At 55.7% G+C, this 21,616-nt stretch carries 24 protein-coding genes; 4 read left to right on the top strand and 20 right to left on the bottom strand.

Going from position 1 to position 21,616, the window contains the following annotated elements:
* Nucleotides 1–91: 91 nt before the first annotated feature.
* Nucleotides 92–808, bottom strand: a complete 717-nt coding sequence (ctrA, locus tag ACR0JG_RS10730) for a response regulator transcription factor CtrA (protein WP_170393124.1) — start codon at nucleotides 806–808, stop codon at nucleotides 92–94.
* Between the two features lie 84 nt (nucleotides 809–892).
* Nucleotides 893–1,186 carry a CtrA inhibitor SciP gene (gene sciP / locus ACR0JG_RS10725; protein ID WP_170393125.1) on the bottom strand — a complete coding sequence of 98 codons (294 nt, stop codon included), beginning with the start codon at nucleotides 1,184–1,186 and terminating at the stop codon, nucleotides 893–895.
* Nucleotides 1,187–1,316: 130 nt separating this feature from the next.
* Between sciP and mnmA the strand changes: the two genes are divergently transcribed.
* Nucleotides 1,317–2,462: a tRNA 2-thiouridine(34) synthase MnmA gene (mnmA, locus tag ACR0JG_RS10720; RefSeq protein ID WP_480569656.1), complete on the top strand. Its 1,146-nt coding sequence runs from the start codon at nucleotides 1,317–1,319 to the stop codon at nucleotides 2,460–2,462.
* On the opposite strand, the gene ACR0JG_RS10715 is transcribed toward mnmA, so the two are convergent.
* From ACR0JG_RS10715 to ACR0JG_RS10630, 18 genes are all read right to left on the bottom strand, one after another.
* On the bottom strand, nucleotides 2,459–3,040 hold the full coding sequence (locus ACR0JG_RS10715; RefSeq protein WP_170393127.1) for a cadmium resistance transporter: 582 nt from the start codon (nucleotides 3,038–3,040) through the stop codon (nucleotides 2,459–2,461). The two genes, mnmA and ACR0JG_RS10715, sit on opposite strands and share 4 nt — an antisense overlap.
* Nucleotides 3,040–4,197 (bottom strand): lipid-A-disaccharide synthase, encoded by a 1,158-nt coding sequence (gene lpxB / locus ACR0JG_RS10710; RefSeq protein ID WP_480569653.1) that lies wholly within the window; start codon nucleotides 4,195–4,197, stop codon nucleotides 3,040–3,042. Before lpxB ends, ACR0JG_RS10715 begins: the two co-directional genes overlap by 1 nt.
* Nucleotides 4,197–4,991: a UDP-2,3-diacylglucosamine diphosphatase LpxI domain-containing protein gene (locus ACR0JG_RS10705; protein ID WP_170595679.1), complete on the bottom strand. Its 795-nt coding sequence runs from the start codon at nucleotides 4,989–4,991 to the stop codon at nucleotides 4,197–4,199. The genes lpxB and ACR0JG_RS10705 overlap by 1 nt, the downstream gene beginning before the upstream one ends.
* 4 nt (nucleotides 4,992–4,995) lie before the next feature.
* Entirely contained in the window at nucleotides 4,996–5,781 is a 786-nt protein-coding gene (gene lpxA / locus ACR0JG_RS10700; RefSeq protein ID WP_170405636.1) for an acyl-ACP--UDP-N-acetylglucosamine O-acyltransferase, read from the bottom strand.
* Nucleotides 5,778–6,251, bottom strand: coding sequence for a 3-hydroxyacyl-ACP dehydratase FabZ (gene fabZ / locus ACR0JG_RS10695; protein ID WP_170393131.1), 474 nt, complete (start codon nucleotides 6,249–6,251; stop codon nucleotides 5,778–5,780). The genes lpxA and fabZ overlap by 4 nt, the downstream gene beginning before the upstream one ends.
* A gap of 72 nt (nucleotides 6,252–6,323) precedes the next feature.
* On the bottom strand, nucleotides 6,324–6,908 hold the full coding sequence (locus tag ACR0JG_RS10690) for an OmpH family outer membrane protein (protein WP_170405633.1): 585 nt from the start codon (nucleotides 6,906–6,908) through the stop codon (nucleotides 6,324–6,326).
* A 6-nt stretch (nucleotides 6,909–6,914) separates the two neighbouring features.
* On the bottom strand, nucleotides 6,915–9,275 hold the full coding sequence (gene bamA / locus ACR0JG_RS10685; RefSeq protein WP_170800886.1) for an outer membrane protein assembly factor BamA: 2,361 nt from the start codon (nucleotides 9,273–9,275) through the stop codon (nucleotides 6,915–6,917).
* Nucleotides 9,276–9,403: 128 nt separating this feature from the next.
* A complete protein-coding gene (locus ACR0JG_RS10680; RefSeq protein WP_255612105.1) occupies nucleotides 9,404–9,532 on the bottom strand; it encodes a hypothetical protein in 129 nt (42 codons plus the stop codon).
* A gap of 91 nt (nucleotides 9,533–9,623) precedes the next feature.
* Nucleotides 9,624–10,976, bottom strand: a complete 1,353-nt coding sequence (gene rseP / locus ACR0JG_RS10675; protein ID WP_480569650.1) for an RIP metalloprotease RseP — start codon at nucleotides 10,974–10,976, stop codon at nucleotides 9,624–9,626.
* 5 nt (nucleotides 10,977–10,981) lie between these two features.
* Nucleotides 10,982–12,154, bottom strand: a complete 1,173-nt coding sequence (gene dxr / locus ACR0JG_RS10670; RefSeq protein WP_480569647.1) for a 1-deoxy-D-xylulose-5-phosphate reductoisomerase — start codon at nucleotides 12,152–12,154, stop codon at nucleotides 10,982–10,984.
* Nucleotides 12,154–12,936: a phosphatidate cytidylyltransferase gene (locus ACR0JG_RS10665; protein ID WP_170635686.1), complete on the bottom strand. Its 783-nt coding sequence runs from the start codon at nucleotides 12,934–12,936 to the stop codon at nucleotides 12,154–12,156. The genes dxr and ACR0JG_RS10665 overlap by 1 nt, the downstream gene beginning before the upstream one ends.
* Nucleotides 12,933–13,664, bottom strand: coding sequence for an isoprenyl transferase (locus ACR0JG_RS10660; RefSeq protein WP_170421502.1), 732 nt, complete (start codon nucleotides 13,662–13,664; stop codon nucleotides 12,933–12,935). The genes ACR0JG_RS10665 and ACR0JG_RS10660 overlap by 4 nt, the downstream gene beginning before the upstream one ends.
* A 9-nt stretch (nucleotides 13,665–13,673) precedes the next feature.
* Nucleotides 13,674–14,237 (bottom strand): ribosome recycling factor, encoded by a 564-nt coding sequence (gene frr, locus ACR0JG_RS10655; RefSeq protein ID WP_170393138.1) that lies wholly within the window; start codon nucleotides 14,235–14,237, stop codon nucleotides 13,674–13,676.
* 184 nt (nucleotides 14,238–14,421) lie between these two features.
* Entirely contained in the window at nucleotides 14,422–15,417 is a 996-nt protein-coding gene (gene acuI, locus ACR0JG_RS10650; RefSeq protein ID WP_480569644.1) for an acryloyl-CoA reductase, read from the bottom strand.
* A 50-nt stretch (nucleotides 15,418–15,467) separates the two neighbouring features.
* Nucleotides 15,468–16,562, bottom strand: coding sequence for a dimethylsulfoniopropionate demethylase (locus ACR0JG_RS10645; RefSeq protein WP_480569641.1), 1,095 nt, complete (start codon nucleotides 16,560–16,562; stop codon nucleotides 15,468–15,470).
* 1 nt (nucleotide 16,563) lies between these two features.
* Complete coding sequence (locus tag ACR0JG_RS10640) at nucleotides 16,564–17,070, bottom strand: DinB family protein (protein ID WP_480561530.1); 507 nt, start codon at nucleotides 17,068–17,070, stop codon at nucleotides 16,564–16,566.
* A complete protein-coding gene (locus ACR0JG_RS10635; RefSeq protein WP_170393142.1) occupies nucleotides 17,070–17,774 on the bottom strand; it encodes a DUF1326 domain-containing protein in 705 nt (234 codons plus the stop codon). The genes ACR0JG_RS10640 and ACR0JG_RS10635 overlap by 1 nt, the downstream gene beginning before the upstream one ends.
* A 4-nt stretch (nucleotides 17,775–17,778) precedes the next feature.
* Nucleotides 17,779–18,570 (bottom strand): DUF2182 domain-containing protein, encoded by a 792-nt coding sequence (locus tag ACR0JG_RS10630; protein ID WP_170562820.1) that lies wholly within the window; start codon nucleotides 18,568–18,570, stop codon nucleotides 17,779–17,781.
* A gap of 89 nt (nucleotides 18,571–18,659) precedes the next feature.
* On the opposite strand from ACR0JG_RS10630, the gene ACR0JG_RS10625 reads away from it, so the two are divergent.
* The 3 genes from ACR0JG_RS10625 to ACR0JG_RS10615 all read left to right on the top strand — a co-directional run bounded on the left by ACR0JG_RS10625 (nucleotide 18,660) and on the right by ACR0JG_RS10615 (nucleotide 21,572).
* The gene (locus ACR0JG_RS10625; protein ID WP_480569638.1) at nucleotides 18,660–19,391 is read left to right on the top strand and encodes a FadR/GntR family transcriptional regulator; all 732 of its coding nucleotides are present in this window, start codon (nucleotides 18,660–18,662) and stop codon (nucleotides 19,389–19,391) included.
* Nucleotides 19,392–19,507: 116 nt separating this feature from the next.
* On the top strand, nucleotides 19,508–20,908 hold the full coding sequence (locus tag ACR0JG_RS10620) for a selenium-binding protein SBP56-related protein (protein ID WP_480569635.1): 1,401 nt from the start codon (nucleotides 19,508–19,510) through the stop codon (nucleotides 20,906–20,908).
* Between the two features lie 13 nt (nucleotides 20,909–20,921).
* A complete protein-coding gene (locus ACR0JG_RS10615) occupies nucleotides 20,922–21,572 on the top strand; it encodes a hypothetical protein (RefSeq protein WP_170421484.1) in 651 nt (216 codons plus the stop codon).
* Nucleotides 21,573–21,616 lie beyond the last annotated feature (44 nt).

The following is a 21,616-nucleotide window of genomic DNA, read 5'->3' as shown; positions in this document are numbered from 1 at the left end:
GATAGGACGAGGCCATGGTCAGGTCCAGTGTTGTGCTGACACGCGAGTGGATTTACCGCCCCGGACCATTGACGGTAGCAATCAGATCAGATTAGGCGCCCACGGCCATGCGGGTTTCACCCATGTTGTTGGCTTGTGGATCCCGCAGGACATATCCACGGCCCCAGACCGTCTCGATATAATTCTCACCACCGGTCGCATTGCTGAGTTTCTTACGTAACTTGCAGATGAAGACGTCGATAATCTTGAGCTCGGGCTCATCCATGCCGCCGTAGAGATGGTTCAGGAACATTTCTTTGGTCAGTGTTGTCCCTTTCCGCAGGCTCAGAAGTTCCAGCATCTGATATTCCTTGCCTGTCAGGTGTACGGTTTTTCCGTTCACCTCTACGGTTTTGGCATCCAGATTTACGGCGACCTGCCCGGTGTGAATCACGGATTGAGAATGCCCCTTAGAGCGGCGGATAATCGCATGAATGCGCGCCACCAGCTCTTCGCGATGGAAAGGTTTGGTCAGATAATCGTCTGCTCCAAATCCAAATCCCTTGATCTTGCTTTCGGTGTCATCAGCGCCCGACAGAATCAGGATCGGTGTCTCTACCCGTGCTATGCGCAGTTGGCGCAATACTTCATGGCCGTTCATATCCGGCAGATTCAAGTCCAACAGGATGAGGTCGTAATCATATAGCTTGGCCAGATCGATGCCTTCTTCGCCAAGGTCCGTCGCATACACGTTGAGATTGGCGTGTGTCAGCATCAGTTCGATGCTTTTGGACGTGGTTGGATCATCCTCGACAAGAAGTATGCGCATGTTCACTGCTCCAATTTAGGTCAAATTCTTCAACTGATTTGAGCCTGAATAAAAATGGTTAATCTGACGTTACCGTTGAATCATTTATTCACTTTCACCTTTAAGTTGTCGATATTTTTTTAAGGCCGTCACCTTCAACGCATCGATCCCGTGCTCAGCAACTGCTGAGACCCACGAGTTGAACTCTTCATCGCTGATGCCATAGCGCTTTTTGGCTTCGGACAACGAAATCAACCCATAAAGTACACCACGCACGACGATCACCTTGCGCGACGCCACCCAGCGCCGCGTATCCGCAGGAGGCAAATCGGCGCGTGTCAGCACGCTCCCGTCCGGCAGGGTGACCGACCTTGGACCTTCCACTTTGTGCAAATACATCTCTCATACCTTCTGCTGCTGCGACAAAGCTGCACCCAGCCTACTTAAAAGGGCGTGAAACCGCCCCTTGAGAGTGTCTAGAATTTTCTTATATTCTGCCGGTCTTTCTTAACCCGGACAGGAACCGCCTATGGCCCTCGATACCGAGACCCCGCTAAACTCGCTTGGCTTTGCCAAACCACCCTCGGAAACGCGGGTTGTCGTGGCCATGTCCGGCGGTGTGGACAGCTCTGTTGTGGCGGCCCATCTCGCTGATCAAGGCTATGATGTCGTAGGTGTTACTCTGCAGCTTTACGATCACGGTGCGGCGTTGGCCAAGAAAGGCGCGTGCTGTGCGGGGATCGACATCCACGATGCGCGTCGCGTGGCGGAAGAACGCGGGTTCCCTCACTACGTCTTGGACTATGAAAATATCTTCAAGGACGCTGTAATCGACGAATTCGCCGACAGCTATCTTGCCGGCGCGACTCCGGTGCCCTGCATCCGTTGCAATGAACGGGTGAAGTTCAAGGACTTGCTTGAGACCGCCAAGGACCTTGAGGCCGACTGCATGGCCACAGGCCATTACATCCAGCGAAAGATGGGCCCCAATGGCGCCGAGCTTCATAGCGCTGAGGATGCAAATCGCGATCAGTCCTATTTCCTATTTTCGACCACACCGGAACAGTTGGCTTTCTTGCGTTTCCCGTTAGGCCACCTACCCTCCAAGGACGCCACGCGCGAGATGGCGGCACAATATGGGCTGGCCGTTGCGGACAAGCCGGACAGTCAGGACATCTGTTTTGTGCCCAACGGAAACTATGCCAGCGTGATCGAAAAACTGCGCCCCGGAGCCGCAGAACCCGGTGAGATCGTACACGCCGATGGCCGCGTTCTGGCGCAGCATAACGGGGTGATTCACTATACGATCGGTCAGCGTCGTGGGCTCGGTATCGGTGGTCTCAGCGAACCTTTGTATGTGGTCAAGCTGGATGTGGACAAGAAACAGGTTGTTGTCGGCCCCAAAGAGATGTTGGCCACAAGAACCGTTCCCGTGCGCGAGATCAATTGGCTGGGTGACGAACCGTTCACGTCAAAGAACGAATGGCATGTTTCGGTCAAAGTCCGCTCGACCCGCCCCCCGCGTGAGGCGATTATTCGCCCCCTTTCGGACACAACAGCCGAGGTTGAATTGCTGACGCCCGAGGAAGGTATCTCTCCGGGTCAGGCTTGTGTGTTCTACGAAACCGATGGCAGCCGTATCTTTGGCGGCGGCTGGATCTGGCGCGGTTACTAAATCGCGTCAGTCCACGAGTTGCTGAGGATATAGATCCCGGCACAAATCATTACGTAAGGCACCAGTTTCTCAAGCCGACGTGCGAAACCGCCAGTCATGATTGGGGATTGTGCACCCCAAAGCCCCAGCATGGTCAGCGTCAGCGCTGCTGCCACCGCGCCGGTGACACCCGCAATCCGATAGCTGGGGGCTGAGTCGGCCAATAGCGGCGCAAGCACAGCGAACGTGTCCATCGACAAACTTATGAACAGCAGCATGGTGACGAATGTCGAAGCACCCGTGGATATTTGAGGGGCCTCCTCGGTCTCCGATCCGCGGAACTGACGGATAACTCCGATCAGCCCGAGGCCAAGTGGTATCACGCCCAGATATCCAGCCCAATGTGGCACCACATCATCGACACCCAAGGCCAACAATAAGGCGGCAGCGATGATTAACATCTGCGCCAGCAGGAACCCCGCAACGGTCCGGCGCGGACCAGACACCATCATCAACGCTACAAGAGCTGCAAGGTTGTCGAGATTGGTCAAAACCTGCGCCATGAAGGCAGAAGCAGCAAAGATCACATGATCCAGCATCACGATTTCATTCTGTCCAAAACGGACCTTGCCGCACGCAAACCCGGTGCTTCGCCACCGCGACCAAGACGCTCCATCGTCGTCGCCATGGCTTGATGTTGGGCGTCGGGGGTGGCGGCCACCTGTTCCAACGCCGAAGCGATCTTGTCCGGTTGGCATTCATCCAGCAGACATTCGGGTACTGCGTGTGTCTCCGAGACCAGATTGACCAGTGTGACGGTGTCCAGCTTAACCATTCGTTTTGCGATCAGCGTGGTCAGCCAGTTGAGGTTATAGGCGATCACCATCGGTGTTGCCTGCGCGGCCAGTTCCAATGAGACCGTGCCGGATGCAGCCAATGCAAGATCAGCTGCGGCAAACGCTGCCCGTTTCTGCGCTTGCGCGTCGTCCGAGGGCAATTCCCGCGGATCGACAACTATCGGATTCCCCGGCCAGTTCCGAACCTGTTCGACGACCGCATCAACCATATGTGCAACTGCGGGCACGACCACGCGCATACCGGGACGGTCTTTCAGAAATTCCTGCAAAGCAGCGCCAAAGATCGGAGCCAGCCGCTCGACCTCACCCCGTCGAGAGCCGGGCAAAGCCAGCACGATGGGCGCGTCGCCCAGATCGTGAGCCGCGCGGAATCGCTGGATATCCTGATCGGACGCAATGGGTTCGTTCACAACCGGATGGCCGACAAAGTCACACTCCATCCCTGCCCGCTCCATATAAGGCGGTTCAAAGGGTAACAGCGCAAGGACGTGATCGATTACTTTCGCCATCTTGTCTGCGCGCCCCGGTCTCCAGGCCCAGACGCTGGGGGCAACGTAGTGGACAGTGCGAATCTCGCTGGAGGCCTTTACCAGCTTAGCCACACGCAACGAGAAATCCGGGCTGTCGACAGTGATCAGTACATCAGGCTTCGTGTCTAGAACTGCCTGAGCAGTCTCAGCGATACGGCGTTTCAGGTGAAAGAACTTGGGCAGAACCTCGACCAACCCCATAATGCTGAGTTCGGACATGGGAAATCGGCTGGTCAGCCCCTGCGCCTGCATTAGCGGCCCGCCAACCCCATCAAACTGCACCTCTGGCAAAAGGGTACGCAGACCTTCCATCAACGCGGCCCCCAAACGGTCGCCCGAGGGTTCACCGGCGACCAGAAATACGCGCATCAGACCGTGCGCTCGCGGACATAAAGAAACAAACCAAGGCGATTGCATTCATCAATCACGCGGTCGCGCTGCAAAACAATGACGCCGCCCTTTTCGATGACAATGCCCGACAGGCCCGCCGCGACGGCCCCCGAAACGGTGTCGGGTCCGATGGCAGGCATATCTGCGCGGCGATCCTGATCTGGTTTTGGACCCTTGTACAGAATGCCACCGCCCGCGTCGGGGCGCTGAGTCAAGGATTGCAGCATCCATGCGGTGCCATAGATGCCCTCGATCGCCAACGCTTGGGATTTCAGTACTACGCAAGCCTGACCGATATCCGCCGTCCCCATGTTGCGCAGGATTCCTGCCGCTCGATCTGCGTCGGCGTGATCAGCTTCAGAAGGTTGGGCTTCGGTCAATGAGCCAAGAGGCGGCAGCAAATCCGGTGCGATCTCATGCGCCGCACGGACCGTCAAACCGGCATCCTCAAATATACCAATGACCGCGCGCAATGCGCCGTCGTCACCGGCCATGATGGCCTTTTGCAGGATCGGCACCAGCGGCATCGTCGCCGCATCAATGCGAGCTGGATTGACAGTCGGACGACGCACTGCCCCTGCCATGCAAATCTCGGTCACGCCGCGGGCTTTGAGATCGGCGACGAAGCTACCCAGTTGCTCCAATGGAAAAACCAAGTCGGTGGTCAGTGTATCGGGCTCAAACCCTTCCAGAGCGCAGATCAGCGGGCGGTTTGGCAGACAATTGACCACCTCGTCTGGTAAAGCGCCAGTTCCTGCGATCAATGCCAGCATTGGCCTACTTCCTCGGGGTCAGGAACGAACGGTCTGTTTGCCCCGTCACAAATTCGACGATCTGGCGCACATATTCGTTGTCTGCATCCTCGCCCAGCCGGGTGGCGCGATCCATGAAGGTGCCGTCTCCTTCTGACAGTTCCTTGAAGGCCGCGCGCAATGCCGAGATATCTTCACGCGTTACACCACGCCGTTTCAAACCGACCAGATTCAAGCCATCCAGCTCGCCCCGAGGCGCCTGAACAAGCCCATATGGGATCACATCATTCGGGACCATCGTAAGCGCGCCAATGATGGCACCGCGACCTACGCGCACGAACTGATGTAAGCCCGAAATTCCGCCAACGATGACGTCATCCTCGATAATACAGTGACCAGCTGCGCCAGCGTGATTCACCAGAATGACCCGGTTGCCGATTTGTACATCATGCGCCACGTGGACACCGGCCATCAGTAAGCAGTCATCGCCAATCCGGGTGATACCACCGCCGCCATCCGTGCCGGTGTTGATGGTCACATGCTCGCGAATGCGATTGCGTTCACCGATTTCAAGGCGTGTGTTCTCACCACCGAATTTCTTATCTTGTGGGATTTCACCGACTACTGCGAAGCTAAAAATCACTGTGTCATCACCAATTGACGTATCGCCGGTGACTACGACATGGGATTTCAATTCGACCCGATCGCCCAGACGGACCTGCGGACCGATATGGCAGAATGGACCAATCGTACAACCCTGCCCGATCTGCGCACCGTCTTCGATAATGGCGCTGGGATGAATACCGCTCATGTTGTTTTTTCCATGTCCCAGTCGACATAGGCCGAAAATTCAGCTTCGGCAGCAACCTCGCCCTCGACTGTCGCGCGGCCGCTGAACTTGAAGATCTTGCCACCTTTCTTACCGCGTACAGTTTCGACATGCATTTCGAGAACATCGCCTGGTACGACCTTGCGGCGGAATTTGCATTTGTCGATATTCATGAAATAGATCAGCAACTCGCTGTCGATGACATCCATGCCGACACCCAGCATAACCCCTGCAGTCTGCGCCATCGCCTCGACAATGGTCACGCCAGGCATGATCGGAGTTCCGGGGAAATGGCCCTGAAAGTGCGGCTCGTTCATGGTGACATTCTTGATGCCCACCGCTGATTGATAGCCATCGATATCCACAACCTTGTCGACCAGCAAAAACGGATAGCGATGCGGCAATATACGCTGAATCAGCTGAATGTCGGCGCTCTTGGTTTCCGTGGTCATGGTGCGGATGTCCTGTTCTGGATGTCTCTTTCAAGCGTGGTTAGCAATACCCGTACCCAAGGGCAAGCCAGCCTATTCGTTGTTATTGTTTTCAAGTGTAGCGCCGTCGCCGATTGCGGCATCGATCCTGGCGATCGCAGCGTTGGTAATATCTGAGGCGTCCGTGCTTAGAACCACATTGGACCGCTCGATCACAATCGAAGCGCCAAATTCACGCAGCAGTTCGATCAGCACCGGTTGCGCCATTTCAAAAAACTGACCACGCGCCTCTTCGCCGCGCCGCGCTAATGCGTCCAGTTTGGCGCGCTGGCCGTCACGGTGTGATTGAACTTTCTCGTCAAAAGCTTCGGCAAGCGGGCGAAACTCGTCCGCCGAAAGATCTGACCTCTTTTCGGTCAGATCTTTTTCTTCCTTGCTCAACTGCGCCACAATCCGTTCGTTTTCTTCAGCCAAAAGGGTGCTTTCGGCTTCAATCTCGCGAAAGACGCGCTGCCCAAAGGCGGAATCTGCAAACAAACGCTCACTGGAGATTGTCAGAACGTCTGTTTGTGGCACGCCCAATTGCTGCGCACCCAGCGGCATTGCTACAGCTAGCAGTACCAAAACGCACAGGGCCCTTAGCGGGCCCTGCAGGATGTTCTTAACTTCGGTGATCATTCGCGATCAGAACCTGGCTTGAACGGTCAGGTCAAAGCTTTGCTCTTTATCGAAGTCCTCTTTCTTGAGGGCCTGCGAGAAGTTGAAGCGAAGCGGACCAAACGGTGTTTCCCACAGTACGGATACCCCTACAACATGCCGGATCGAACCGCTTTCACCAACAATATCAGCGCCAGCGGTGTTGACGTTGTTGAGATTGTAGAGGTTGCCAACATCGTAGAAGACGCCGCCACGCAGCCCCAGTTCTTCGGGCAGCCCCAGCGGGAAGTCCGATTCGAAACGAGCAACCCAGTAGTAGTTGCCACCGATGGCATCGTCCTGCCCGTTCGAAAGGTCACGCGGCCCGATACCAGCAGGCTCAAACCCGCGGAATGTGCTAGGACCTAGAACAAACCGGTCGAGCGTGCGGCTGAAATCGTCCCCGGTCCAGTTCAGTGCACCCAATTCAAGCGTCGCGCGCAATACGACTTCTTCGTTGAGGACGCGTTTCTGGGCTATCGCCCGTGCCGTGGTTTTGAAGAATTCATTGTCCCCGCCAAGACCAGCAGCATCCACGCCGACTTCGAACAGGACGCCCGCTGTGGGGTTCAGGCCACCAATACGGCTATCGTATACGTAGGACACACCCAGAGAACTGCTGGTTCGTTTCCCCTGATCGATCTCTGATGAGATGACAGCGCCGTTCCGCTCATTGCTCTGCTGGGTCATTTCGCTGCGATCCCAACCATAGCGAAGACGCAGCGCCGACAGTTCACCGATCGCGTAGCTCAGCTGTGGGCGGAAGAACACTGTTTTTGTGTCGTAGCTGGCAAAGCTCGAATTGGTGCTGGCCAGACCAAGCCCAAGATCAAAGCGTAGCTTACGGCCCAGCAAATAAGGCTCGGTAAAGTTGATAACGTACTGTTCAGAATCCTGAGCTGTCGACAACGTGATACCCAGGTTTTGCCCGCGGCCGAGGAAGTTCGATTCATTCAATCCGATTGCGATCCCGAAACCGTCCGAGACCGAGTAGCTACCACCCAGGCTCAACGAACCGGTTGGTTGTTCTTCGACATCCACGTCCACGATGACCTGGCTTGGCGACGATCCCTCGCGGGTTTCCACATCAGCGACCGAGAAGAAACCCAAGGCGCGAATACGTTCGGCGCTCTGGCGGATTTCGCGGGGATTGAAGGGGTCGCCTTCAACGGTATCGAATTGGCGGCGGATCACACGGTCTAGCGTGGTTGTGTTCCCCTCGATATCGATGCGTTCCACAAAGATACGCGGGCCACGGGTCAGCACGAACTGGACATCCAACGTCAGATCGCGGGGATTACGCGTTACCCGGGGCTCGACCCGCAGGAAATCGACGCCGTTTTTCAGCCCCAGACGCTCCATCCGCGCGATCGAGTTCTCAAGCACCGTCGGAGAGTAAATTACACCTGGTTTGACTTTCAGAGCCGCCTGATAAGGCGCTGGGTCCACACCCGGGATCTCACTGACGGTCGTAATCTGACCGAACGAGAACCGCTGTCCTTCTGTGACGTTCATAACCAGAAAGAATGCATCCCGTTCACGGGTGAATTCGACATTGGCACTATTGACGCGAAAATCGATATAACCGCGTGACAGGTAGAAATCTCGGATCACCTGTTTGTCGAATTCGATTCTGTCGGCAATGAAGGTGTCGCCGCGAAGGAAGGTCCGCAGAATGTTCGCCTGCTTTGTTTCAAGCACGCGGCGCAGGCGACGGTCCGAAAACGCGCGGTTTCCTACAAAACTGACTCGCTCGACCTCGATTGTCGTTCCCTCGGCGACTTCGAACACCAGATCGACACGGTTATCGCTGCGACGAATGATGCGCGGGATAACCGTCGCGGATACGCGGCCCTGCGCCGAATATACTTCGGCAATCAGGTCAGCGTCCGCTTCGGCCTGTTGAGGCGTGAATACGCGGCGGGTTTGGGACGATATCGCTTCGAGCAGGAGATCATCTTTTACGCGGCGATTGCCCTCGATGCTAATCTGGTTGATGGTCGGGTATTCCTCGACCGCGATGACCAACGTACTGCCACGTGGTGTAAGTTCGACTGTTTCAAAAACACCACTGTCAAGCAAACGCTGGAAGGCATCATTCAATTGTCCTGCCGTAACAGTCTGCCCCGGTTCGATTCCGGTGCGGGCGATAATCGTCGAAGTCTCGATCCGTCGATTGCCCTCAACTTCGAAGCTGTTGATGGTGTAAGATTGCGCCTGTGCGGGCTGCGTCAGAACCAGTAAACCCGGTGTAGCAAAAAGGAAAAAGAACGTTAGTGCCTGCCACAAAATGTTGTTTTTCCGCCCCCGCGAGCCGCAGTATGTGCCCGTGCGCCTGCTGTCAGTCATTTTTATCACTACCCAGAATTTTCAGCCTTTAGCTGCTGAGTAGCCCGATTGTGGGGCCATGTCAAAAGACGAAAAAGCAAAAACGGCCCATAAGGCCGTTGCACGTAAGTCAGAAATGTTCAGGAGAATCACAAACCGAGCAGATAACCACCAACAGCTAGGGCCAGTGCGGTCACGGCAAAGCTGAGCAGCATATCCCAGTTCAACTGGAACAGGACGCTGACACTCTGATAGGATTTTTGAAACGCCTTGGTCATTGAACTCAAGCCTACACTTATCGATGTACCCCAATAAGATAGGCTTGAATTGCGGCAATTTTGCGTCGGAACGGTGCCAAGATCGCCTTAATCAGCAGAACAGATCATTACTGACCGAGAAAAGCATCAATGACAGGATCAGTGTGACACCGACCCCCATCAGTACCCTCAGCGCTTTATCACTGGGTGGTCTACCTGACACAGCTTCATAAGCGTAGAATAGCAAATGCCCCCCATCCAAGGCTGGGATCGGGAACAGGTTCAGCAACCCGACCGCCGTTGACAATACGGCGATGAAGAAGATGAAGTTCTGAGCCCCCTGGCTGGCCATAGCACCCGAGGTTTCGGCAATACCGATCGGCCCGGAAATGTTGCAGGTGCTGATCGCTCCGGTGATCATGTGCCACATTCCCGACAGTGAGCCTTCGATGATGCGCCCGGTTTGGACCACGCCACCTTCGATCGAATCCCAAATGCCCGCTGGAACGGTTTCGGGATCGATCATCATGCCGCCTACGATACCGATGCGCCAATGGGTGATGAAACCACCATCCGACGTCGGCTCGTCCGTGCGTCGGGGCGCAAGTGCAAATTCTAAATCCGCCCCGTCGCGCCATACATCCAGCAGCAATACGCGCCCGTTCGATCCTTCGACATGTTCCTTAAGCTGCTCGAACGCAAAGATCGGATCACCGTCTACCGCCGTGATTACGTCGCCTTGCTGCAACTGTATGTCCATCGCGGCACTGCGCGGCGTAACCTGTTGGATTAGCGGTGGAAAGAGCCAAGGTGCCACGACATCAGTGGTCTCTCCATCTCGGATAACCGTATAGTCCAGCTCTGGTTCTACAGGCAGCGAATTGATGAAATCGGACCAGTTGTTTGCGTCATCGAAATCCGGTGTTGGAATGCCTGCGACGGCGATAATCTCATCGCCCTCCTGCAGACCCTGAATTGTACCAGGCAACGGCTGCAGTGCACCAACTGTCAAAGGTTCACGGGAAACACCCTGCGACCAGAAAATCAGGCCAAACACCAATATCGACATCACGAAATTAAAGACTGGCCCTGCCGCAACAGTAGCCGCACGCGCCCAAAGCGGGGCACCGTGCATGGTGCGGCGCAGCTCTTCCGGGCTTTGTGCAGAGATCTCACTCATCGCGTCTACGTCTTTGCCGGACGCGGCATTGGCATCCCCCAGGAATTTGACATAACCGCCAAATGGCAGCAGCGCGACCTGCCAGCGAGTGCCGCGCTTGTCTACGCGGCTCCATAGAACCGGGCCGAAACCGATCGAGAACACTTCGGCATGAATGCCAGACCACCGACCAACGATGTAGTGGCCGTATTCGTGCACCGCGACAATCACTGAAAGCGCAATAACGAAGGCTATTATCGTGTAGAGCAGATTGCCAAATTGCGGGATCAAAGAGAGTATGTCCAAAAGTTCTATCCTGCTCGTTCCAATACGGTTTCATCGACCCACTGACGTGCGAGATGGTCCGTTTGCTGTACATTATCAAGGGTCAATGGTGCATCAATCAGGCTGTCTGAGGCCTCAAAACGCTCCAACACGGCCGACACCGTGTCTGCCATATCCAAAAAACGTATCCGGTTTTCTATAAAGTGGTCCAATGCGCGCTCTTTGGCGGCGTTGAAGATCGCACCGGACAAGCCGCCGCGCTGCATCACTTCGCGGGCAAGACGCAAAGCCGGGTAACGCGCTTCATCCGGTGCATGAAATCGCAACTGACCCAGTTGCGCGAGATCCAGACGCGCAACAGGTAAATCGCGCCGTTCGGGCCAATGCAGCGCGTACCCGATGGCATGGCGCATATCCGGAGCCCCCAGATGCGCCATCAAGGCGCCGTCCTGAAATCCGACCAGTGCGTGAACGATGGATTCGGGGTGCACGAGGACTTCGATATTCGATGGGTTAACGCCAAAATATTCTTTGGTTTCTATAACTTCCAATGCCTTGTTGAACATAGATGCGCTGTCGATCGTAATCCGCTGTCCCATGTTCCAGTTCGGATGACTCGATGCCTGTTCAACAGTTGCTTTGGCCAGATCGCCAAGCGGCCAATCCCGGAACGCTCCACCGCTTGCGGTGATAATGATCCGTTCGACGCTAGTCATATCCTCGCCCACAAGCGCCTGAAAAACTGCCGAATGTTCGCTATCCACGGGTAATAGCGTGGCGCCATGCGCCCGAGCCGATTCCAGAACCAGCGGCCCGGCACAAACCAGCGTTTCCTTGTTGGCAAGCGCGAGTGTCGCCCCTTGTTTCAACGCTTCGATCCCCGGAGCCAGTCCTGCGGAACCGACAATTGCAGACATCACCCAATCCGCCGGTCGCGCCCCGGCCTCGATCAGAGCGGCCTGCCCCGCAGCCGCTCGCACTCTGCTGCCGGCCAATGCGTCACGCAGATCATCGAGTTTGTCATCAAACGCAGTCACCGCCACGTCTGCATCCAGGCGCACCGCATCGCGTGCAAGCTGCGCGACGTTGCGTCCACCGGTCAACGCGACCACGTCATAGGCATTCGGATTTCTTGCGATCAGATCAATCGTATTCTGGCCAATGGAACCAGTCGCGCCAAATATGGATACCCTTCGCATCACATACCTCCGGGCGCGTAAAACAGCCCTGCGAGCAACACAAAGACTGACGCGCCCATCATCCCATCAAACCGATCCAGAAACCCGCCATGGCCGGGTATAAGGTTTGAGCTGTCCTTAACGCCAAAGCCACGTTTTGTCGCGCTTTCAACAATATCACCGATCTGGCTGGCCATAGAGGCAAGAACCGAGACAACGATAAAAGCAATGCCGAAACCGGCATAGTGCGCAAAAACTGTTCCGACCAGCGCGGCGGCAACCCAGCCTCCAACCGTACCGGACCATGTCTTCTTGGGGCTAACTCTGGGCCAGAACTTAGGTCCGCCAAGCGTTTTGCCCACAAAATACCCGGCGACATCCGTGGCCACGACCACAAGGATCAGCCAAACCATCCATCCAAATCCCAGGTTTTCTCGGATCGATATGAATCCCAGCCCCGACATCGCTATCCAAAGGGCAAACAGGACGTATATCCCGCGCGCGCGGTTGATCTGTCCTGCTCCTACCAAAGCCGGGGCCACCAAACATGGAAGCTTGTATAGCGGTGGTAGATGATAGCTTAGGACCACGGCGAACCCGGTCAGTATCGCCAGCTGAATCGCGACACCCCGACGTTCTGGGTCGATCATCCGGATCAGTTCCCATATCATCAGACCGCAGACGGTGCCGATAAATATCTCAAACCACAGGCCGCCTAGCCAAACTTCGACTGCCGCAATAGTCACAAGAACCGAAGCCGACAAAACCCGGGCAGTCAGATCAGACCATCGGCCATCACTCATGCCGGGACCGCTCCAAACCGCCGTTCACGCGATCCATAGTTGCGGCACAGCCGTTCCAGTTCTGCAGCGGTGAAATCAGGCCACAGAGTATCGATGAATTCGTACTCGGAATAGGCAGACTGCCACAGCAGGAAATTAGAAATCCGCGCTTCACCACTGGTACGGATCACCAAATCGGGGTCTGGCAGAACGCGCGTGTCCAGATATTTGGGCAGAGTTTCCTCGTCCACGTCCTCGGGGCGCAGAATGCCATCGGCAACGTCACGTGCCAAACGTCTGGTCGCGCGCGCCACCTCGTCACGACCGCCATAGTTCAAGGCAACGGTTAGATGAACCAGGTCATTGTTCTGTGTTTCGCGTTCAAGCGTATCCATCAGCTCGGTCAACTTGGCATCCAGCCGAACTCTATCCCCAATGAAACGGACCCGAATGCCGTTATCTTTCAAGGTCTTGGTCTCTTTGACGATGTAACGGCGAAACAAGCTCATCAGGCCTGCAACTTCGACCTGAGTGCGTTTCCAGTTTTCAGTCGAAAACGCAAATACTGTCAGATACTTGATCCCTAAACCTGGGCAGGCCTCGACCACCTCACGGACGCGGCGCGCACCTGCATGATGGCCAAACAATCGAGGCCGCCCGCGCGACTGTGCCCAGCGACCGTTGCCGTCCATGATGATAGCAACGTGGCGCGGCCCTGCAATCGGAGAGGTATCGGGATCCTTTGGCATATCCGAGGCTCAGACCTGCATGATCTCGGCTTGTTTGGTCTCGAGCGCATCATCGACGGATTTGATCATGGTATCCGTCAGCTCCTGAACCTCGGTTTCCCAGAATTTCTGATCGTCCTCGGACATGCCGTCTGCCTTGGCCTTTTTGATCTGGTCCATGCCATCACGGCGCACATTCCTGATCGAAACCCGTGCGCTTTCTGCATATTGACCCGCGACCTTGCCGAGCTCGCGACGGCGTTCTTCGTTCAGTTCGGGAATCGGCAGCATGATGATGGTACCATTCAGTTGCGGGTTAATACCCAAACCGCTTTCCCGAATGGCCTTTTCAACTTTGCCGACGAGGCCCTTGTCCCAAACATTCACGGTTACCATGCGCGGTTCAGGGACGTTCACGGTACCAACCTGATTGATCGGAGTCATCGCGCCGTAAGCATCGACCATGACGGGCTCAAGCATTGAAGCCGATGCACGACCGGTCCGCAGCGAAGCGAATTCGGTTCTGAGGTTGGCCATGGCACCGTCCATGCGGCGTTTCAGATCATCGGTATCGAGTTCGAAATCATCAGACATGCTGCTCACTCCCCGTCTTCAGGTGATGTTCGGATGGGTCTTAAGCCATCACAAATGGGATGTATAGCAATCATGGTCACGAAATGTGGCAATGGCCAGAACTGTTTCCGGCATTTCGGCCTCATTCCCGACAATTGGGTCGGCCGGATGCATGCTCCGGCCGATCCGTTGTCTGTTTTGTCTATCAAGCGTTCACGTTTACCACGACACGCCCTTTTACCTGACCTTGCAGGATGTCTGCTCCCAACTGGGGCAGATCAGAAAGGGTTGCTGCATGGACCATCGCCTCAAGCTTATCCATGGGCAGATCGGTTGCGATACGCGTCCAGGCACGGACCCGGTTGTCATATGGCTGCATCACGCTGTCGATGCCCAACAGATTTACACCGCGCAGCAGGAATGGGATCACGGTTGCGGGCAGCGCCGCACCACCGGCAAGGCCAACCGCAGCAACCGAGGCCCCATACTTCATCTGCCCCAGCACGCGGGCAAGCATCGCTCCGCCCACCGCATCGACACATCCGGACCAAGTTTCACTTTCCAGCGGACGCTTGGTGGTCTCGTTCAACTCGTCACGCGGGACAATTGTGGTTGCACCCAGTGATTTGAGATAATCTTCGGTTTCAGGACGCCCGGTCACAGCTGCAACCTCATAGCCCAGATGGGCCAAAATGGCCGTCGCGACCGAGCCGACACCTCCTGCAGCACCTGTGACCAGCACGGGACCATGACCCGGCTGCAAACCTTGATCCTCCAGCGCCATGACGGCCAGCATAGCCGTGAACCCGGCAGTGCCAACTGCCATCGCCTGCCGTGTATTCAACCCATCCGGCAACGGCACCAGCCAATCTGCCCGCGCGTTTGCTTTTTGTGAATAGCCGCCCCAATGCGCTTCACCTACGCGCCAGCCCGTCAGCACGACCTTGTCGCCAGGTTTGTAGCGTGCATCCGAGGACTGCTCGACCGTGCCCGCATAATCGATGCCCGGAATATGAGGATAGCTACGCACCAGACCACCGCCTTTGGGCGACATGCACAGGCCGTCCTTGTAGTTCACCGTTGAATATTCAACGGCGATCGTCACTTCTCCATCCGGCAGCGTATCCAGAGAAATCTGCTTCACCGAAGCGCTTGCGAGGCCACTTTCTTCATCTTTTTCAACGACAAGTGCATTAAACATGAACTTACTCCTTCTATTGCCTCAATCGGCTGTGTTCCTGAAACAAGGGCTTAGCGCCAGAATTTTTCCTGCACCTCGGCCCATCGCATTCCATGTTCGGTCACCAATTCAATCCGCGTACCTGGCGCCCAATGGGACCGGTCGACCATTCCAATGGCTACATTCACTCCAAACTCGGGTGAATACGCAGCCGAAGCCACCTGCCCGACCTGCCGGCCCCCGGCCATCAGCGGCCAAGATTCGGTGCACGGTCCGATCTCACCTTCAATGACAAGCGGACGGATCTGCCGGGGCGGACCGTTTTTCGCCTGATCCGCCAAAGCGGCTTTGCCGATATAATCTAGCGGAGAATTGCAGAACCGTGCTAGCCCGCATTCATAGGGCGTATTCTCGCGCCGCATGTCCGACCCGAAACTCAACAGACCGCTTTCAACACGCTCAATCCCGTTTGGGCAACCTGCCCGCACGTTCAGATCGCGGCCATTGGAAAACAGCATGTCCCATAGCGGCATGCCATAATCCGACCCTTCGACGTATATCTCGAACCCGCCTTGTTTTGACCAGCCAGACCGGGCGACGACGAATGATGTATCTTCAAACGCCAACCGTTTGTATCGAAAGAACTTTATATCCCTGACTTCATCACCAAAGACGCGCGTCATCAGCTCGTCCGCCTTGGGGCCTTGTACCGCCAAGGGCGACACATCCGGCTCAGAAATATCGACATCCAGCCCCAGCGCAATCACGATTCCCAGAGCAAACTGCCAAAGGTCACCATCGGCAACCGACAACCAATAGTGATCATCCGCCAGTTTGATCGCAACAGGATCATTCAGCATGCCGCCATTGTGATCTACTATCGGCACATAATAGCACTGGTTCGCCTGCATTTTGTCCATATCGCGCGGGCTGAGCATCTTCATCAGCCGCAACGCATCCGGGCCTTTGATCTGTACCTGCCGCTCACACGAGACATCCCAGACCTGAACATGCTGTTTCAGATGCGCCGCATCAGCTTCGACGCTTTCAAAAACCGTCGCAAGCAGCATGTGATTATAAACGGTATACCCTATGACGCCTTCGGCCTCGACGCCCGGAGTGAATGGGGTTTTGCGCACGCGCCGGTTCGGTGAGATGACTGCCATGTCAGAAATCCTCTGGCAGAAAGACAAGATCGCTGACAGGTGCCTGCGAACCAGCCTCGGTCAGCATTTGGTGCAATTGTCCGCGATGATGCGTCTGATGATTGAACATATGAATGACGCATTGCCCGTAAGGCTTTGTTACGTCGTTCTCTTTTGCAGCCGAGTACCACGTGAACGAACCGCTCAGGACATCATCCCCCAACGTATTGGCCCATCTCGCAATACGGGCGTCAATCGTATCGCGCAGCGGCAGCCAGTCGGCCATGCCAGTGCAGATCGAGACACTCTTAGGAATGCCACCACCTGGCCCCGGTCCCTTGTCAAACCGGGAAATCCAGATCCAATCCCCCCAAAGCAGATGATTGGCAGTTCCCATGATCGACCCGAAAAAAGCGCCGCGATCCCGTGCCAATTCTTCGTCTGAAAGAGCTTCGAGAAAGCCCTTTAACTGGTTGTTTTGCCAGTGGTTATATCGCGCCATTTCACGGGCATAGGCACCGGTTATCATTACTTAGGCCCGTGCCAGTCAATCGGGCAGATCTCGGCTGACTTGCCGCCGAAGTCCCATACGCGACCATAGTCGCGCACCTTGGATTTCGTGCCTTTTGCTACAATGATGTCCGGCCCCATCCAGTATTTCGAATTTGAAACCATCACCGGGTGCTCTGGGTCTTTGCCCGCCAGCATTTCGATCTCACCCTGAATCTTGCGCCCTATCATGATCCGGCGTTTGGTGCCGTCCCTTTCGATCTGAACCGGTGCACGTTCAGCCCCTATGATCTCGCTGACCAACATAGTGAACAGCCCGGTTGTGCCACCTGCCTGACCGCTGAATATCTGCAACAGTCCATTGTAAGCCTTGCCGCTAGCACGTTCATCCACATAAGCCGCGACTTTCCACTGGCCTTCGCCCATGCGTCCGGGGATATCAACCAGCAGACCTACATTCAGACCGGACAAATCTTCGCCTTCGTAATGGCCTTCGTCGATCGCGATACCCATCCACGCGTGGCAATGCCCTTCGGTCGGAGGGTGTGCACCCAGCGAAACCACGCATGGGCAGAATACGTCGCACGAACAATTCAGGATCAGTTCACCCTTAACCGCCCAATCGGTCGGGCTCATCTCACGCCGCTTGGGATTTGGCATCCGGCTGTCAATTCTTTGACTGACCGGCAGCTTGTCTGCATCCGGTTTTCTATTTTTAGCCATCGACTTATCCTCCGTAAACAATGTGATGAGCGAGCAGTGCAAAACCACCCGCAATCAAGACGAATCCCATAGGACGGGTCACGGCGTGCCCGATCTGGGGAAGTTTTTCCAATACCATGAACAGGGTCGCCAGCCCCATCCAGAGCAGGCTCATGACGCCGCCGACAAAGCCCAACGCCATGAAGCCCCAGCAGCAACCGACACAGAACGCACCCAGTCCGACGCCCATACGTACACCGCCGCCGAATCCGGTTTTCCAGTGGCCCAGAAAATACGTCATCGGTGCATGGCAAACACCGTGGCAGACTTCTTTCGCCCGAGAAAACTGAAAGGCACCCACGGCGATCAACAGGCCGGCGGCCAGATATGGCGATTTAGCGATTCCCAACATATCAACCGCGCCGCCAAACAGCAGCGCCAATTGCAGGCCAGTGATCAGCGCAGCAAAGCCCACCCAAACTATGAAATATCCGGATAGAACGCCCAGCCACCCTGCCCGCGTACCGTTCGCGCTGCGGATCAGATCATCATAACTGCGCAACGTGGGGACTAATGTCGGCAGCATCATGGCCGCCATCATGATCGCCCACATCCAGAAAAGTGGGCCGAACTCGGCCATGGGCATATACATGTCCATACGCGGATCCATGGCCGCCATCGCCTGACCCATCGGTCCAGGTCGACCGATCCAGTCCACGTCCATATCGCGGCTCATCGAGACCATCATCCACCACGACCAAAGGATCGTGATGTAGAAGCCCAACCAAAGCGCGCTGCGGAAAATTGAGCGACTCACTTGCTCCTCCCGACTCAACTCTCTTGCTTTTCAAATGTCAGACTTTTAAATGTCAGACAAATAAAAATTACGCACCGCTGAAAACAACCATGAAAATCGACCCTCAGAGTACTGCAGATCTGTCCGCTCAAATTGCTCAGGCGATCCGGGACGCAATTATCTCGGGTCGGCTGATCGTCGATGAGCGTCTGCCATCGGAATCTGAGTTGGCCGATCAGTTCAAAGTATCACGGCCTACGGTTCGCGAAGCATTGAAACGTCTGGCAGCGCAGTCCCTTATCCGCACGCAACGCGGGGCATCGGGTGGTGCGTTTGTGAACCGACTGAGTTTTGAGGACGCCTATTCCCAACAAGTCACAACCTCGACACTGCTGCTGTCGATGAACGCAGTCAGTTTCGACACCGCATGCGAAGCGCGTTATGCGCTCGAACGTGCATGCGCTGCTTTGTCGGCACAACGTCGTACTGCGGATCAACTTGCCACCATGCGGGCCGAGATTTTTCGTCAGGCGCAACCAGGTCTCACAGATGAGGCTTTCTGCGCGTCCGACGTCGCCTTTCATCGCGCGCTTGTGGATGGCGCGGGCAACCCCGTTCTGTCCTACCAATTGGCCGGTGCGGTCGAGGCTATGCAACCTCTGATGAACATGATTACGTTCACGGCCCGATCCCGCGAAGAGATCATCGCCCTCCACAGTGACATCACAGACGCGCTAGAAGTGCGTGATGCCGGCTCGGTCGATGCAGCATTGATCAAACTTGAGGCCTACACACGGCAACTGGCGCAGGACGTGGCCGAAAGACGACGCAAACCCGCCTGACCACAGGCAAAAAGGAACGAAGGACGGCGAGGTGCCCGAGCAGGCAGCATGACATCCGGCGTTAAGACCGGAACTTCCAACATGAATTGAAGATCAATGACTTACGGGAGGACGTTATGAACCAAAGACCGGACCCAACCTTTTACCCATCAGCCAAACTGGCGATGGAGGGCCCCACTGAAACGCTTGCATTCACGTTGATGCTAAGCCCTGATTTTTCCCAACCAGACGGTTTGGCCGTCGTGAACGTGGATCCAACTTCGGATGATTACGGAAAAATTGTTCATCAGGTGATCATGCCAGAGAAAGGCGATGAGTTTCACCATTTCGGGTGGAACGCTTGTTCCTCTGCGCTGTCACCGCTTAGTGGCCATGCGTTTCTGGAACGCCGTTACCTCATTGTTCCTGGCATACGATCCAGCCGGATCTACATTATCGACGTCAAGAACCCGCTTGAGGCCAAGATACACAAGATAATCGAACCCGAAGAAGTTCTTGCTAAAACTGGATATTCCCGCCCGCACACGATCCATTGCGGACCGGAGGGGATCTACGTGAGCACGCTTGGAGGCGGTGGCGAAGACGGCACGGACGGCCCTCCGGGCATTTTCATCATGGATTGCGAGAGCTTCGAGATCATCGGGCGCTACGAGATCGAGCGAGGTATCCAAGACAAACACTACGATTTCTGGTGGAACCTGCCACGCGACTATATGGTCAGTTCGGAATGGGGACTGCCTCCGCAATTCGAAAACGGCATCGTGGCCGAGGATCTGCTGTCCAACAAATACGGGCACAGCATCCATTTCTGGAACCTGCGCAGCCGGACCAATATTCAGACCATCGATCTGGGTGAAAATCACCAGATGGCCCTGGAAATCCGGCCCGCTCACGATCCGGTCAAACAATATGGGTTCTGTGGTGTGGTGGTTGACACGACCAACCTGCAGGGCGCGATTTTTACTTGGTGGCGTAATGATGATGGCACGTTCGAGGCCAAGAAGACCATCACGATCGATCCGCAGCCCGCTGATCCTGATGACTTGCCTGAATTGCTGAAAGGCTTCTCTGCCGTTCCGCCACTGGTCACGGATATCGATCTCAGCTTAGACGATAAATACCTTTATGTGGCCTGTTGGGGCACGGGTGAGATGCATCAATACGATGTCTCTGATCCGATGAACCCGACCCTTGCGGGCAAAGTCGAGATCGGGGGGATCGTCAAGAAAACAAAACATCCCAACGGGCAAGACTTTGGTTACGGGCCGCAGATGGTTGAAATCAGCCGCGATGGAAAGCGGGTATATTGGACCAATTCGCTTTATTCCACTTGGGATGATCAGTTCTATCCCGGTGAACGCGGGGCTGCGATGGTCAAGGCGGATGTTGGCGAAAACGGAGGCCTGACATTGGATCCGAAGTTCTGGGTCGACTTCCCCGACGGATATCGGGCCCACCAAATCCGGCTTGAGGGTGGAGACTGTTCTACCGATAGTTTCTGCTACCCATCGGTCTGAGTTGGAGACTCTGATGACATCAACGGCTGGTCTCTGGCTGGCCGTTGTGCTTAGCGGCGCTTATCATGGCCTGAATCCCGGAATGGGCTGGCCGCTTGCGGTATCTTCGGCGCTGATGGAACAACGGCCATCAGCTTTGTGGCGCGCATTGACCGCCCTGGCTGGTGGTCATTTCGTCGCCATGCTGGGGGTCCTACTGCCATTTGCAATGATGGCAGTTCTGGTTGAATATCAACGCGAAATTCGTATCGGTGCTGCGTTGATTGTGATCACAATGGGTGTTTACATCGCCATAACACGCCGGCATCCCCGGATGTTGTCGCGCGTACCGCCAAGCAAATTGGCACTTTGGTCGTTCCTCGTTGCGCTTGCACACGGCGCGGCGTTGATGTTGGTTCCGATTTATCTTGGATTGTGTGGATCAGACGAGCTGGAAACGGGCCAGATCGCAGTCTCTCAGATCATGGCGAGCAATGGCCTGCTCGTACTGACGGTCGCTGCACTTCACACAGCCGCCATGATCCTTGGCGGGGGCATTCTGGCCTTCGCCGTCTATCGCTGGCTGGGCCTTCAATTTCTGTCACGCAGTTGGTTCAATCTGGAACTTGTCTGGGCTCTCAGCCTGATCGCGGTCGGAGTTATAGGCTTGTGGTCAGCGATTTAGATGCTTTTCTTTACATTGCGCTGCGCTAGACTCTGCGGGCAGAG

This window comes from Ruegeria sp. AD5, assembly GCF_056542345.1.
Note: the sequence above shows the minus strand (reverse complement) of the source record. Positions and strands in the feature narration are given on the sequence as shown.

What these genes read in the sequence shown, in the direction of transcription:
- ctrA (WP_170393124.1), bottom strand. Translation starts at nt 808, where the DNA reads ATGCGCATACTTCTTGTCGAGGATGATCCAACCACGTCCAAAAGCATC.
- sciP (WP_170393125.1), bottom strand. Translation starts at nt 1,186, where the DNA reads ATGTATTTGCACAAAGTGGAAGGTCCAAGGTCGGTCACCCTGCCGGAC.
- mnmA (WP_480569656.1), top strand. Translation starts at nt 1,317, where the DNA reads ATGGCCCTCGATACCGAGACCCCGCTAAACTCGCTTGGCTTTGCCAAA.
- ACR0JG_RS10715 (WP_170393127.1), bottom strand. Translation starts at nt 3,040, where the DNA reads ATGCTGGATCATGTGATCTTTGCTGCTTCTGCCTTCATGGCGCAGGTT.
- lpxB (WP_480569653.1), bottom strand. Translation starts at nt 4,197, where the DNA reads ATGCGCGTATTTCTGGTCGCCGGTGAACCCTCGGGCGACCGTTTGGGG.
- ACR0JG_RS10705 (WP_170595679.1), bottom strand. Translation starts at nt 4,991, where the DNA reads ATGCTGGCATTGATCGCAGGAACTGGCGCTTTACCAGACGAGGTGGTC.
- lpxA (WP_170405636.1), bottom strand. Translation starts at nt 5,781, where the DNA reads ATGAGCGGTATTCATCCCAGCGCCATTATCGAAGACGGTGCGCAGATC.
- fabZ (WP_170393131.1), bottom strand. Translation starts at nt 6,251, where the DNA reads ATGACCACGGAAACCAAGAGCGCCGACATTCAGCTGATTCAGCGTATA.
- ACR0JG_RS10690 (WP_170405633.1), bottom strand. Translation starts at nt 6,908, where the DNA reads ATGATCACCGAAGTTAAGAACATCCTGCAGGGCCCGCTAAGGGCCCTG.
- bamA (WP_170800886.1), bottom strand. Translation starts at nt 9,275, where the DNA reads ATGACTGACAGCAGGCGCACGGGCACATACTGCGGCTCGCGGGGGCGG.
- ACR0JG_RS10680 (WP_255612105.1), bottom strand. Translation starts at nt 9,532, where the DNA reads ATGACCAAGGCGTTTCAAAAATCCTATCAGAGTGTCAGCGTCCTGTTC.
- dxr (WP_480569647.1), bottom strand. Translation starts at nt 12,154, where the DNA reads ATGCGAAGGGTATCCATATTTGGCGCGACTGGTTCCATTGGCCAGAAT.
- ACR0JG_RS10665 (WP_170635686.1), bottom strand. Translation starts at nt 12,936, where the DNA reads ATGAGTGATGGCCGATGGTCTGATCTGACTGCCCGGGTTTTGTCGGCT.
- ACR0JG_RS10660 (WP_170421502.1), bottom strand. Translation starts at nt 13,664, where the DNA reads ATGCCAAAGGATCCCGATACCTCTCCGATTGCAGGGCCGCGCCACGTT.
- frr (WP_170393138.1), bottom strand. Translation starts at nt 14,237, where the DNA reads ATGTCTGATGATTTCGAACTCGATACCGATGATCTGAAACGCCGCATG.
- acuI (WP_480569644.1), bottom strand. Translation starts at nt 15,417, where the DNA reads ATGTTTAATGCACTTGTCGTTGAAAAAGATGAAGAAAGTGGCCTCGCA.
- ACR0JG_RS10645 (WP_480569641.1), bottom strand. Translation starts at nt 16,562, where the DNA reads ATGGCAGTCATCTCACCGAACCGGCGCGTGCGCAAAACCCCATTCACT.
- ACR0JG_RS10640 (WP_480561530.1), bottom strand. Translation starts at nt 17,070, where the DNA reads ATGATAACCGGTGCCTATGCCCGTGAAATGGCGCGATATAACCACTGG.
- ACR0JG_RS10635 (WP_170393142.1), bottom strand. Translation starts at nt 17,774, where the DNA reads ATGGCTAAAAATAGAAAACCGGATGCAGACAAGCTGCCGGTCAGTCAA.
- ACR0JG_RS10625 (WP_480569638.1), top strand. Translation starts at nt 18,660, where the DNA reads ATGAAAATCGACCCTCAGAGTACTGCAGATCTGTCCGCTCAAATTGCT.
- ACR0JG_RS10620 (WP_480569635.1), top strand. Translation starts at nt 19,508, where the DNA reads ATGAACCAAAGACCGGACCCAACCTTTTACCCATCAGCCAAACTGGCG.
- ACR0JG_RS10615 (WP_170421484.1), top strand. Translation starts at nt 20,922, where the DNA reads ATGACATCAACGGCTGGTCTCTGGCTGGCCGTTGTGCTTAGCGGCGCT.